Origin of the sequence: Paenibacillus polymyxa (genome assembly GCF_018614975.1) — a bacterium.
GTDB lineage: Bacteria > Bacillota > Bacilli > Paenibacillales > Paenibacillaceae > Paenibacillus > Paenibacillus polymyxa_E.
The window spans coordinates 580625-594092 of the sequence record NZ_JAGGNR010000008.1 but is presented as its reverse complement, the minus strand read 5'-3'; the positions used below and the strand labels follow the sequence as shown (position 1 = coordinate 594092).

Genomic DNA, 13468 nt, shown 5'->3' with positions numbered 1-13468 from the left:
GGAAGAGTTGAACGTTATTGCACAACGAATGCGGGATGGTGTACACTCGCTAGATATAGATAGATCAGGTTACAAGAAGGACAATCAGAGAGGTGTAAACGTATGAATGAAACGATTTTAAAAGAACAATCCATACCTGTATATATACTGTCAGGTTTTTTGGGGAGTGGTAAAACAACACTGCTTGTTCAGTTGATTGAACATTGGCAACAGCAGGGTTTGCGTCCCGCAGTGGTCATGAATGAGTTAGGCGAAGTCAATCTGGATGGTCAGATTGTGGATTCCACCGTTCCGATGACAGAGATGTTAGGTGGATGCATCTGTTGTACCGTACGTGGTGACTTGGGATTGCAACTTGCTGATCTTGTTCAAGAGGAATCACCGGATGTTATCATCATTGAAGCCACCGGTGCCGCGAACCCAATGGAGATTTTGGATGCGGTCACAGAGACTTCACTCTACATGCGACTGGAGTTGAAAAGCCTCATTACCGTTGTGGATGCAGCGCATCTATCTGGTCTGTATCAGGAGCAGAAGGGACAGACGTTCAAACTGATGCAGGAGCAGATTCGTTGTGCGTCTGTGCTTCTCTTAAACAAAACGGATCGGGTGAGTGCACAGGAACTGCAAGATCTGGAGCAGCTTTTGGCAAAATGGAATGGCTTCGCACCTGTAATCCCTACGGTCAAATGTGAGGTGGAGATGGATCTGTTGCTTCGCAGCGGGGCAGACGTGCACGTGCGTGATTCAGCTTCTGAAGCAAGTAAGCCCGCTCACCAAGAGCATCATGTGCATACGGAAGCTTGTGGTACACATGGCTGCAATCATGGACATGAGCATCACACGATCCAAGGCGATGCTACGAATACTGACGCATCCCATAGCCATGAACAGGATCACGGGCATGAGCATTCCACTCCTCATGCATCACATGAACATGTCATGGTGTATACGCATTATTTCAGTCATCCGGTGAACAGCGAAGCATTTGAACAATTTGTATCTGCTTTGCCACGAGACGTGTATCGAGCAAAAGGCATTTTATCGTTTAGTGACACGGCGAGCCGTTTCTGGTTCCAGTATGCTTACCGTGAATCGGATTATATGAAGATCACACCTCAAGGAGATGTCCCTAATGTTGCTGTGTTTATAGGTGAACATTTTGACCAAACTGTCATTCGTGACCAATTACTGGAATTGGAAGCGATAAAGTAGGTTAGATGATTCAATATTCCTCCGAACTGGGTATTAAGAAGCATAGCAAACTTTGCCTGGGAGGTAACTTTAAATGACACAACAACAAGTTCAACAATGTATCGATGCTTGCCTGGAATGCATGAATGCTTGCAACGTATGTTACATATCGAGTCTGAAAGAATATGATCTGGCGATGCTGCGTGATTGCATACGTTTGAATCGGGAATGTGCGGAGATCTGCAGTTTTGCCGCACAAGCGATGACACGTGGAAGTGATTTCGTTGCCGAAATATGCGAATTATGTGTGAAAGCTTGTGAAGCTTGCGCCGCAGAGTGTGGCAAACACCACCACGATCACTGCCAAGCATGTGCAGAGGCTTGCCGCAGATGTGCAGAAGCTTGCCGGTTGATGGCAGCAGTGGCGTAAATATTATTTCACTGGAATATATAATTAAAATTGATAATGACCGTTGTCCCCTAAGGGAAGGCAGTGAACACAGGCATCTGAGACGATGTGCCTAAGTGTTGCCTTTCAGTAGGGGATTTTTAATGCAGGTTGCCAATTCTGATCATGGTATGTATAATGATGGCAATGAATTGAAACGAAGAATATCAATGATCGGGAGAGTAGCCAGATCCATACATGACAGCGAGCCGGGAGAGGTGAAAGCCGGTATGACATGACCTGAGTGAACCGCACCCGTGAGATGGTTATCCGAAAAGATGTACGTATCCCGATTGGGGATAGGCCATATCTGTCTGAGGGTAATTCGGCTTGCGACCGTTATACGCATCGAGCGGAACAGGTTCTACTGGTATGCATGTTGATGCATATTAGGAGTAGCTGTTCACCTAGAGTGGTACCGCGGGAACTGTTAAGTCAGCTCTCGTCTCTTATTTAGAGACGAGAGCTTTTTTGTGTTTATTTTCAGCCAATAATGAATGGATAAGGAGTGTTTGACATGTTGATGAAGCAGGCTGCGGCCGATATTGCCCCTTTAACGGGATTGAATGAACAAGAGGTTCTGAGATTACTGGAAGTCCCACCACAGGCAGAGATGGGTGATGCAGCATTCCCTTGTTTTGCATTGGCGAAATCATTGAAAAAAGCACCGGCAGTCATTGCGATCGAGCTCGCATCGGGATTGCAGGCATCTGGAATTGAAGCGACTCCCGTCGGGCCGTATGTAAATATCCACTTCAATCGGGAGAAGCTCGCGCCGAATCTGCTGAAAGAACTGGGGAATGCCGGATTTGGTAAGCTTCAGCTTGGTCAAGGTTCGCGTGTTGTGATTGATATGTCTTCACCTAACATCGCAAAACCCTTCGGAATCGGACATTTGCGTTCTACTGTAATCGGTGCAGCACTGTATCGGTTGTATAACGAAGCGGGTTATACCTCTGTAAGTGTGAATCACCTGGGAGACTGGGGAACCCAGTTTGGCAAGCAGATTGCAGCCTACAAACGGTGGGGCAATGATGAAGCGTTGGAGGCTGACCCGATCCGTACTTCTCTGGAGCTGTATGTGCGCTTCCACGATGAGGCGGAGAACGATCCTTCTCTGGAGATGGAGGCACGGGAGTGGTTCCGCAAGCTGGAGCAAGGGGATGATGAAGCACAGCGGTTATGGGCGTTCTTTGTGGAAGTGAGCATGAAGGAATTCAACCGGATGTATGAACGTCTGAATGTACAGTTCGACCATACGCTGGGAGAGAGCTTTTACAATGACAAGATGGGCGCAGTGGTTGAAGAACTGAAGACAAAAGGTTTACTTGAAGAGAGTGACGGAGCACTCGTGGTACGTCTGGAGGACGAGAACATGCCCCCGTGCCTGATTATCAAAAAAGATGGGACAACCATCTATCCTACTCGGGATTTGGCTACGGCGGTGTATCGTCATGAGGTGATGAAGGCAGATCGGTTGTTATACGTGGTCGGAGGCGAGCAGAAGTTACATTTCCGTCAGGTATTTGCGGTCTTATCCCGGATGGGGCATGAATGGTCTGCGAAGTGTGAACATATCCCGTTTGGCTTAATGCGTTTTGAGGGACGGAAAATGTCTACACGCCGCGGTAAAGTCGTCTTCTTGCAGGAAGTGTTGGATGAGGCAGTCGCTCGTGCTTTGCAGACTATTCAGGAGAAAAACCCGAATCTGGAGAACCCTCAGAAGGTGGCTGAGGCTGTTGGTGTAGGTGCCATTGTCTTCGGTGATCTGCGCAATAATCGGTTAAACGATGTGGACTTCTCCCTGGAAGATGCCGTGAGTTTTGAAGGGGAGACCGGACCTTATGTGCAATACACCCATGCCCGGATTCAAAGTGTGCTTGCCAAGGCAGAAGAGGCGATCCGTGTGGAAAATGACAACCATCTGACTAACTCCAGCCTTACGGATGGTGATAATGAAACAGTGACCACTTCATCCAGTATCGGAGATACCGCTTGGGCGTTGCTGAAACTGCTAGGTGAATATCCCGAGTATCTGGAAAAAGCAATTCATCGGAATGAGCCTTCGGTCATTGCCAAATATACAATAGATGTCGCACAAGCGTTCAACCGCTTCTATCACGCCGAACGGATTGTGGATGCGCCATCTGATGTAAGGTCCTTCCGGGTAGACTTGGCCAAACGGACTGCCGAACGCCTCGCGTACAGTTTACATTTGCTAGGTGTGCAAGCTCCAGAGCGGATGTGATCCCAGGTGATAAGGAGTATACGTGGACTTTTCAAAAAAGCCGATCAAGATGTACCAGACTCATCAGGTCGAGGTATGTTGCTTCAACAAGTGAGCAAGCGATTAGGCAGTACTCAGGTGCTGAATCAAATTAATCTGGAAGTGAAACAGGGCGAATGTGCTGTGCTTGTTGGCAGAAACGGATCCGGCAAAAGCACGTTGCTACGTATGTTGGCAGGTATTTTGTTACCCGATACAGGATCGATCCAGCGCACAATGAAGGGTTCTGATGGGTATGCAGTAGATGGCCTGCCACGTTTACCCTTTACCTCTGGAGAGTACTTGTGGGACATGGGACGGATTCGGGGCATCCGCCCCGAAATACTGCGTGAGCGGATTAGAGAACTTAGTGAACTTTTATATCTGGATACCGCGATCGATCAGAAGTTACCCTTATTATCCAAGGGCACATTGCAAAAAGTAAATTTGATTCAGGCCCTGTTACCTGGACCGGGTGGTCTTTTGTTGCTGGATGAACCGTTGTCTGGCTTGGATATTCCAGCTCAAGAGGCCATTGTATCCTTATTGGGACAATGGAAGGATGAAGGGACATCCATCGTTACAGCTTGTCATGAACCGTTGCTTATTGAACGTTTGGCAGACCAGGTGATTGTGTTAAAGAAAGGCCGCGTGCTCCGCTACTGGAGTCGTGAGGATATACTACAAATTGGCGAACCCGTTGTATGTATTCAAAGTCTGGCGGAAGCTGGGGAGGATCTTGCTAACGATCCATCCATTGTACAACAACCGGGAGTACTGTCTTTAGTTCGTAATACGAGCTCGGGGAACTCAAAATCTTGGTTATGGGATTGGAAAGTAGTTCAACAATTAACAGATGATGTCCTTAGAATGATTCTGGCATCAGGCGGTTCAGTTGTGTCTGTACAACAGGAGGAAAGTCAATTACATATGGAAAGTTTGCTGGAAGGACAACATCCAGCTGTACATACGAGTCATGGAGATGTCACAGGAACTGTGGACTTAAGGTTTCCCATGGATGATGCGGGGGGAGAAGCCCAATGATCTATCTGACCGGATATTTGTTAAGGCACCACATTCGCTCACAGAAATATTTTGCACCGGTTATCTTTTATATTATCTCCATGCTGCTGATCTATTCGTACAAACCCAACCCTATTGCGGACAGTTACAGTGTCACGGCTATGCTGTTATTTCTGGCGGCTGCTTGGCTCGGAGTCATGGTGATGAATACCGAACCTGCGAGGCAGCATCAATTACTCGTCCTTCATGCAGGAAGCAGGCGTAAGGTTGTAACAAGTCAATTCATCTGTGCCTCGATCATGCAATTTATGCTCACCGCAATCACTGTGCTGTATCCCGTGTTCGCGGGAATGTTCGATAGACAGCCCACAGGTGAGGAGTGGATGATGACCTGGTTAGGACATCTGGGGTTATCACTGCTGGGATTGGGCATCAGTGTATTTTTTCAAAAATCGTACATTCCCTTGCTTAGTCGAAGTATGCCTGCTCTCATTATTGTATTATTACTTTCGTTTATCCAAGGTTCCTTAAGTGAACGTTCGCCAGAATCGTTAGAATGGCTTGGCCGCATTCTTCCGCCAGCCTTTTATCTGGTTCGTGAGATGATGTTATTTGATGAATCAAAGATGGACTCTTTTGTTTCGGTTACGCTATGGACTGTGTTCTATGCATCGGTATTACTATTCATCCATGTGTGGCTGTCCGGAAGAAGAGATCTGCGGAGTTAGAAGACGCGCTTCCCGATAACTTGAATGTTGCTCTTGGTTTGGTTAGGATAGAGGGACATGGAATGGTTAACATTGTACGGTTGAAGGGGGGCGCTCGCATATGCAAAATACAGACATCCAGAATGGTGACATGCTGGACAGCGAACACTCCAGGGAATTGTTTGCCTATTACGGATTGGCAGTGTACTACGGGCAGGCGCTTGAACAGCAGCTGGTCAATCTGATTTTATTAATGAAATTGTCTCAGGGTAAGGCTGTGTCTGATGAGGATTTGGAAGAACTGTACGATCGAAAAATGAGCAGTTCACTAGGGCAGCTCATTCACGAAGTGCGCCATCATTTTACATTCTCCGAGGAAGAGACTCTTCAATTGAATGAATTGTGGCAGCAACGTAATCGTATCGTACATCATTATTTCAAGGAACGAATTCACGAGACATTCAGTCCGGAAGGACGATCACGCATGATTAAGGAGTTGGAGGATTTCAAAGACCGTGCACAGGAGTTGGAGATCCGTCTTCAGCAATATACGGGTGCCTGGATTGCAGAGCTTGGTCTGGATGCCGAATCCGCAGCAGCTCTGCAAACGCTGGAGCGTATGCATACCGAGAGTATGCAAGCAAGGGCTTTGGAAGAGGATGAATGACAAGCAAACGGATAACGAAACGCTGGATATTAATGACGGCTCTGGCTGTAGTATTAGTTGGAATCCTGTGGACTGTAGTTACGGCAGTACGTATATCAGCCTATACGGATGAGGATTCATCCAGAATATCAGACGCAGCAATCATTCTGGGTGCAGCCGTGGCGGGGGATAACCCTTCACCTGTATTTCGTGAACGTATTGAACACGGGATTGAATTATACCGTCAGGGTACCGTTCGTAATCTGCTTTTCACAGGTGGATCAAGTGATGAAGGAGAACATACGGAAGCTGAAGTGGGTCAGAAGTATGCCATCGCACATGGAGTAGATCCTGCGGACATTCGCATAGAGACCAAATCCAGAATTACCGAGGAGAATCTGGTCAATTCTATTCCGATTGGTGAACAGGCCGGTTATCAAACCTATACGATTGTGAGTGATCCTTTACATATGAAACGGGCCATGAAGCTGGCTGCTGGACTGGGTATGGATGCCGTACCATCTCCGACACGAACAACGGCGTATCGAACCTGGCGCAGCAAGTTTCCTTTTCTCGCAAGAGAGACCGTGATGTATATGGGATATACGATCAAAGGATGGATAGACAATCCGCAGCAGCCATGAGGTTGACGCGGATTTTTTTTGTCTTGGCGAAATAAACATTATCGGAATATGGCTCCAGATGAAAATAAAAAAACGATCTAACACCGCAAACCCTGAGGTAGCTGTGTAGATCGTTTTTTGTGTTGCCGTCGAGTACATCATTTTTGATTGGTTACTTAAAGAACTTTCTGTTTTACTCTGTTATGCATTGCCTCCGGCAAAGGAGGTGGAGGTTGGAACGGAATTACCTGACGGATTCTCGAGAGTTGCGACCGCTGGTGCTTGCGCACCTTGCTGAAGCTGATACATCTTATAATAGCGGCCTTTAAGCTCGATCAGTTCATCATGTGCACCCTGCTCAACGATACGCCCGCGATGCAGAACCAGAATCTGATCTGCCGAACGAATAGTGGACAGACGGTGAGCAATGATGAAGGTGGTACGTCCTTTTTTGAGGACCTCGAGTGCGTTCTGAATCAAAGCTTCTGTTTCCGTATCGATATTGGCTGTAGCTTCATCCAAAATGAGGATGGCCGGATCAAACGCCAGCGCACGAGCGAAGGAGATCAACTGACGCTGTCCAGCAGACAATGTGCTTCCTTTTTCGATGACGGGTTCGTCAAAGCCTTGAGGCAAATGAGCCAGTATACGTTCAGCACCTACATCACGCAGCGCCTGTTCAATTCGTTCACGGGAGATCTTCTCATCACCAAGACTGACGTTGGAAGCAATGGTGCCTGTGAACAGATACGGGTCCTGCAATACAATTCCCATATGCTCGCGAATCCACTGTTTAGGCAGATCCTTGACGTTCTGACCGTCAATCGTGATCTTGCCTTTTTGCGGATCATAGAACCGGAACAGCAGGTTGATGATTGAGCTTTTACCCGAACCGGTATGACCGACCAGAGCGACTGTCTGACCTTGGGATGCTTTAAATGAGATATTGTTGAGCACATAATCCTTTTTATAAGCAAAGGATACATCGTCGAAGACAACATTCCCCTTGTATCTTGGCATGGAGCCATCGGTTACGGCTTCTCCCTTCTCATCCATCAGCTCAAAGACGCGACCAGCGGATACGAGGGAGGAGTCCAGGTTGGCGAGCTGATTCACCATGCCGGTAATCGGCTGGAACAAGCGGCCCAGGACATCGACGAAGGCATACAGAACACCCAGGGAGATAATACTTGTGCCATCCAACACGCTGGAACCGAAGTACCATAGGACAACCGCAAAGGCGATATTCCGTAATACGTTAACCAGGTTGTGTGAGGTGAAGGCATTCAGGTTGAGCATTTTGTTCTGGTGTTTCATATAGTCATCATTCAGATCTTCGAATTCCTGCTTGGTTTGTTTCTGATGGCGGAATACGCGGATAATGGACATCCCCTGAATGGACTCGTTAATGATTGCATTGATCTCACTCAGTCGGGATCGAATGATCGTATTGTAGCGAGTGGCGAATTTGCGATAGAGCACAATCCACGCAATGAGCATCGGCACCACGAATAATGAGATCAGACCAAGGCGAACATCAAGCAGGAAGAGTGCGATATACACACCTGTAATCGTGATGATTCCTGAGAAAAAGTTCGAAAGAACAGCAACGAACAGATCCTTGACGGCTTCTGTATCGTTTGTGACCCGAGATACAACTTTACCTGCGGGCAGATTATCAAAAAAGTGCACCGGCAGTCGCTGAATATGGGCATACACATCGTTACGCAGTCTTTGAATGACTTTGTTGGCCGAGGACTGCAGCCAGAATGTTTTACCAAACTCCATAATGACCGAGATCACGAGAAAGATCATGTAATACACAATCAATTGATAGATGCTGGGCATCTCCGGTTTGTAAAATGCAAACAGTTCACCAGCGGACAGGGGGGTTGCCGTATATTGGCCTGTTACCTCACCTGCGCGTGTAACCGTGAGGGTTCCATCCGTATATGTGCGGTCCCCGTCAGGTGCATTGACCGGTTCGTTTACAAAATAAAAACTTCTGCCGGCTTGTAATACCCGCACTTCGGAACCTTTGTTTTCATCCGGTTCGAACAAGCCTTCGCGTTTGTAATTTTTACCGTTGTAGACTGCGGCTTCATCTGAAGCTGTCGTCTCATAGAAAGGCTGCTCAATCGCGAGCAAGTGATTGTCGATCATGGATTTGGCGATGAAAGGACCGGCAAGCTCGGCCGCAACACCAATAGTAAGCATAATTAATGCAGCTATAAATGTTCCTTTGGCTTTCAAGGCGTAATCAAGCAGCCTTTTGCCTGTATTAGACTTCAATGAATTGACCTCCTACGTGGACAGATTGGACTCGACCTGTTGCCGTTCATACTGTTCACGGTACCAGCCGTTCATGGCTAACAGTTCCTGGTGAGTGCCTTCTTCCGTAATTTTCCCGTGCTCCAGTACGATGATTCGGTCAGCATGTTCAATAGCAGACAGGCGATGCGTCGAGATCAGCGTGGTTTTGCCCGAGCGTTTGTTGCGTATATTTTCAATAATTTTGGCTTCAGTACGTGCATCGACAGCAGATAAGGCATCATCAAGGATCAGAATATCAGGATTAGCAATAAAGGCACGCGCCAGCGATACACGCTGTTTCTGTCCACCGGACAGAGAGATTCCTTTTTCACCAACGAGTGTATCCAGTCCATCGGATAAGGTTCCCAGATCCCCGTCAAAAGCGGCGGTACGAATGGCTTCCATGATGACTTCATCACTGGCCCCAGGTTTACCAAATTGAATGTTCTGACGAACTGATTTGGAGAACAGAACTTGTTCCTGTGGTACGTACCCAATCCAGCTATGCAAGTCATCTTTGGCGATATTCTGAATCGGATGACCCGAGATGCTTAAGGTGCCCGAACCAGCAGGGTATTCATGAAGCAGTTGTTTGAGCAAAGTAGACTTACCGCTACCCGTACGACCCACAACACCCAATGTTTGACCCCGTCGCAGCGAAAAGCTGATATGACTGAGATTGTCAACAGTGGAGCTGGGATAACGGAATGTAACATCCTGCATCGCAATTTCTTCCGGATTCGTAACGTGAGCAGGTTGCTCCACATCTTGTACGGCAGGCTCTACCGATAAAGTCTCGTTGACCCGATCAAGTGAAGCACTACCGCGCTGCATCAGGTTAATTAATTCGCCGATGGCAAACATGGGCCAGATCATCATCCCCAGGTACATGTTAAACGATACGAGATCCCCCAGGGTAATTTCATTATGAAATACAAGATATATGCCGTAGGCAAGTGCAATCACATAACTGAGTCCAACAAAGAGGCGGATGGTGGGTTCGAACAGGGCATCCATTCTGGCAACGGCCAGGTTTTTGCGATACACATCTTCGGTCACATCGGCGAATCGTTTCTCGTCCAGACGTTCCTGCACATAGGCACGCACGACGCGAATACCGGCGATGGATTCCAGCACCTGGTCATTCATATCTCCGAATGCATCCTGTGCCAGGGTGTAACGTTGATGTACAGCTTTACCGTAGATCATCATGGCAATGGCGATAAAAGGTAATGGCAGGATTGCCGCCAGAGTCAGTTTCCAACTAACCAGGAAGCCCATGGCGAACAATACGGTGGCCAGAAAGGCTGTAGAGTCTGTTAAGGTCAGCATGCCGAAGCCTGCTGTAGTGGCAATGGAACGAAGATCATTGGTAGCCCGAGCCATCAGATCTCCTGTTCTGTTTTTCTCAAAAAAGGGAGGAGTCATCCGTAACAAGTGGTCCATAAAGCGTGAACGAAGCAGCCGTTCCACCAGATTGGCACCACCAAACAGTTTGTGCATCCAAACGTATGTAACCAGATAGATCACGATGACCGTTCCCAGAATAAGCAAAATATAACGGGTAAGTGAGGTGCCGGTAATGGAACCGCGCACAATCTCGTCGATGGCATTGCCAAGAAGACGGGGAGGCAGCAGCTCGGCAATGCCCACCAAAATAAGCAAGATGACACCTGTTAGGTATCGTTTGCGTTCCAGCCGGAAGAACCAGGCCAGGTTTTTAAGTACAGAGAACAAGTGTTATCCCTTCCTTTCGATGTCCGAGAAATGCAGATTCCGTTCATGTATGCCGAAATGTACCCACAAAAAAAGACATACCGCACGCAGGCGGTATGTCTTCATATAATCATACGGCAGCATGGCTCCGAGAACAGAGCCGTCACCATATATAAGTTCGATTGTGAGTAAACATCACAGAGGTTCTATTGAAAGAACGCCTTGTCATGCCGACTTATGAACGGAATAATGATTTCGGGTGTGCTCCGGTATTCAATTGTGTGCTGAATTGACCAATCATATGTTTGTTAAACACCGTAATCACCCTTTCTTTTTTTGGAAATAAAACCAATGTAGACCTCGTATGTTTGCATCTTAACACCGGCTTTTGCAATCTGTCAAACATTTTTCATGACTTAATTTGTCTTCATGTGGTGACTCGGGTTTGTATTCAAGTCCCTGTCGAGATATGATGGAACATATATATACAGAAGGAGCTGACACCAAATGAGTACCATACATGTATCCGATCAAGCTGCTCGCTGGTACAAGAAAGAACTGAATTTGAACGAGGGAGACAGCATTCGATTTTTTGCCCGTTATAGCTCTGGCGGAGGTCTTCACCCTGGATTTTCGCTAGGTATTGCTGTGGAGAAACCAAGACATCCTGCGGATCAAACCGAAGTGTCGGGGATTCAATTTTTTATGGAAGATCACGATTATTGGTATCTGAAAGGGCACCAACTGCATGTGGATATCGTTGATGAAGGTCAGGATATCGAATACCGTTATACCGAAGTATAATCTTTGAAGTATTCTGTTAAGCAATAGATGGATCACAGGTCGCCACTGGCTTCCGAGTAGGAGGAGGGGATAAGCAGTGAATCTGCCACCACGAGATTTGGCCCAGTATATCGCAAAACGCTCTCATATTGTTGTGAAAGCAGCGGTACGGACTGAGAACGAACAAGGTGAATTACTCCTGATTCAGCATGCGGGGCACGGTCATTGGCGGTTGCCAGCAGGTGAGATGCGCCCGGGTGAGGCCATTGAAGATGCTGCACATCGGGAGTTATGGGAAGAGACTGGTTGGACTGCTGATACCATGACACTGGAAGGTCTGTATTCGGGGCCTGATCTTCGGTATTTGCATTCAAGCGGAGATGAAGAGTATTATGTCATTGCCCTGTTCCGGACAGTGATCATTCAGGATGACCTTGTGGAGTCGCGTGTAAATAGTGATGCGGGTCTGAAGTTTTTTGCACTGGAGTCGTTACCACCTCTGAATGAGATTAGCCGAATCCTGTTAGCGCGGGATATGGCAGAATAAAATAAGTGTTGACGCAAAAAATGACCTTGGCATCCACGGTAAAGTGGGTGACAAGGTCATTTTTTTTGAATATCCGATTCACGTGCTCGGAGCATGAATTACACCTGATCCAGTGGTTCATCATCCATCGCAAAATCAAAATCATCAATATCAAATACCTGTACAGGTGATTCTGACTCAATGATGCGTGCGATCAGTTCAACCTGATCGGTGAGAATCGGGATACTCAGGCGCTGAGATGTCAGCAGCAGTTCTGTCTCAATGGGATCGAAATACTCCCCGTACTGTGCCGTATCTATTGCATTGATAATGGCAATGGATACTTGGTCACCAAATAAAATAGAGGGGCTTTTGGCCCATGGAACAAGTAACGCACGCTCTATTTTTTTCTTATTCAGAGGTTGCTCGAAATAAGAAATCATTTCATTGATTTTGGATTTCACATGCTGATCATCTGCCGGGTTATCCATCATGGGATCAGGACTGGTCTGGAATTCATATAGCTCAAGGATGGTGGTATAAGGAACAATATATTCAACAGGCGCGGGCGGCGCTAGCAATTGACCGTAAATGGCCACCATCACGGCTTCTGTAATAAACTGACGTGACATGGTTCCTGAATCCTCCTGCGCCATTAAAATAGTTGCAAAGTGAATCGCTCGTGTACATGATTTGCATGAATAGAAGTATATCACACAACAGTGGGAAATACAGCCAATCTGCATAGCATGTCAGGTCACGACCTTCACAACTTGAATCAGGATTTGCCCAGTAGCAATGATAAAATTCCTGCCGCAATCAATGGCCCGACAGGTACACCCTTGAACAAGGCAACGCCAAGTACCGTTCCGATTAACAGCCCTGCAACGACAGTTGGCTGTGTACCCATCAGCGTAGCGCCACGTCCTCCGAGATATGCCACCAGTAATCCTACGCCAATGGCGAGCAGTGATTTCCAGTGCAGGAAAGACTCGCCGATCGTCTGCAGACTCATCTTGCCACTGGCAAGAGGTGCCATCACACCAATGGTCAGAATGATAATGCCCAGTGTAAGTCCGTATTTTTCAAGCCATGGAAATGCCTGATTCAGGTTCAGGACTCGTAGCAATAACAGAAATACCATCGCTACGGTCACAGGTGTGTTGCTGCTGATAATCCCAAGAGCCGCAAATACGAGCAACAGCAGGGAAGTCATATCCATT

General features: G+C 47.3%; 14 protein-coding genes. 10 read left to right on the top strand and 4 right to left on the bottom strand.

The window, feature by feature from the left end; genetic code table 11:
• Window positions 1-102: 102 nt before the first annotated feature.
• From J7E78_RS06040 to J7E78_RS06010, 8 genes are all read left to right on the top strand, one after another.
• On the top strand, window positions 103-1215 hold the full coding sequence (locus J7E78_RS06040) for a CobW family GTP-binding protein (protein ID WP_215075391.1): 1113 nt from the start codon (window positions 103-105) through the stop codon (window positions 1213-1215).
• 73 nt (window positions 1216-1288) lie between these two features.
• Complete coding sequence (locus tag J7E78_RS06035; RefSeq protein ID WP_215075390.1) at window positions 1289-1624, top strand: four-helix bundle copper-binding protein; 336 nt, start codon at window positions 1289-1291, stop codon at window positions 1622-1624.
• Window positions 1625-1746: 122 nt separating this feature from the next.
• Window positions 1747-1881 carry a hypothetical protein gene (locus J7E78_RS29660; protein WP_285229345.1) on the top strand — a complete coding sequence of 45 codons (135 nt, stop codon included), beginning with the start codon at window positions 1747-1749 and terminating at the stop codon, window positions 1879-1881.
• 278 nt (window positions 1882-2159) lie between these two features.
• Complete coding sequence (gene argS, locus J7E78_RS06030) at window positions 2160-3890, top strand: arginine--tRNA ligase (protein ID WP_215075389.1); 1731 nt, start codon at window positions 2160-2162, stop codon at window positions 3888-3890.
• Between the two features lie 6 nt (window positions 3891-3896).
• The gene (locus J7E78_RS06025) at window positions 3897-4952 is read left to right on the top strand and encodes an ATP-binding cassette domain-containing protein (protein ID WP_215075388.1); all 1056 of its coding nucleotides are present in this window, start codon (window positions 3897-3899) and stop codon (window positions 4950-4952) included.
• Window positions 4949-5659: a hypothetical protein gene (locus J7E78_RS06020; RefSeq protein ID WP_215075387.1), complete on the top strand. Its 711-nt coding sequence runs from the start codon at window positions 4949-4951 to the stop codon at window positions 5657-5659. Before J7E78_RS06025 ends, J7E78_RS06020 begins: the two co-directional genes overlap by 4 nt.
• A gap of 100 nt (window positions 5660-5759) precedes the next feature.
• Window positions 5760-6305 (top strand): hypothetical protein, encoded by a 546-nt coding sequence (locus J7E78_RS06015; RefSeq protein ID WP_215075386.1) that lies wholly within the window; start codon window positions 5760-5762, stop codon window positions 6303-6305.
• Window positions 6302-6928 (top strand): YdcF family protein, encoded by a 627-nt coding sequence (locus J7E78_RS06010; RefSeq protein ID WP_215075385.1) that lies wholly within the window; start codon window positions 6302-6304, stop codon window positions 6926-6928. The genes J7E78_RS06015 and J7E78_RS06010 overlap by 4 nt, the downstream gene beginning before the upstream one ends.
• 180 nt (window positions 6929-7108) lie before the next feature.
• Here J7E78_RS06010 and J7E78_RS06005 read toward each other — a convergent pair whose 3' ends face one another.
• On the bottom strand, window positions 7109-9199 hold the full coding sequence (locus J7E78_RS06005; protein ID WP_215075384.1) for an ABC transporter ATP-binding protein: 2091 nt from the start codon (window positions 9197-9199) through the stop codon (window positions 7109-7111).
• Between the two features lie 12 nt (window positions 9200-9211).
• Window positions 9212-10957, bottom strand: coding sequence for an ABC transporter ATP-binding protein (locus J7E78_RS06000; RefSeq protein WP_215075383.1), 1746 nt, complete (start codon window positions 10955-10957; stop codon window positions 9212-9214).
• Window positions 10958-11443: 486 nt separating this feature from the next.
• Here J7E78_RS06000 and J7E78_RS05995 point away from each other — a divergent pair, with 486 nt between their 5' ends.
• Window positions 11444-11740 (top strand): HesB/YadR/YfhF family protein, encoded by a 297-nt coding sequence (locus J7E78_RS05995; RefSeq protein ID WP_215075382.1) that lies wholly within the window; start codon window positions 11444-11446, stop codon window positions 11738-11740.
• Window positions 11741-11816: 76 nt separating this feature from the next.
• The gene (locus J7E78_RS05990) at window positions 11817-12266 is read left to right on the top strand and encodes an NUDIX domain-containing protein (RefSeq protein ID WP_215075381.1); all 450 of its coding nucleotides are present in this window, start codon (window positions 11817-11819) and stop codon (window positions 12264-12266) included.
• 98 nt (window positions 12267-12364) lie between these two features.
• Here the strand turns inward: J7E78_RS05990 and J7E78_RS05985 are convergent, their stop codons facing one another.
• Together J7E78_RS05985 and J7E78_RS05980 are read right to left on the bottom strand one after the other, a co-directional pair.
• Window positions 12365-12877, bottom strand: a complete 513-nt coding sequence (locus J7E78_RS05985) for an ADP-heptose synthase (RefSeq protein WP_215075380.1) — start codon at window positions 12875-12877, stop codon at window positions 12365-12367.
• A gap of 146 nt (window positions 12878-13023) precedes the next feature.
• Window positions 13024-13467, bottom strand: a complete 444-nt coding sequence (locus J7E78_RS05980) for a DUF441 domain-containing protein (RefSeq protein WP_036609212.1) — start codon at window positions 13465-13467, stop codon at window positions 13024-13026.
• Between the last annotated feature and the right edge of the window lies 1 nt (window position 13468).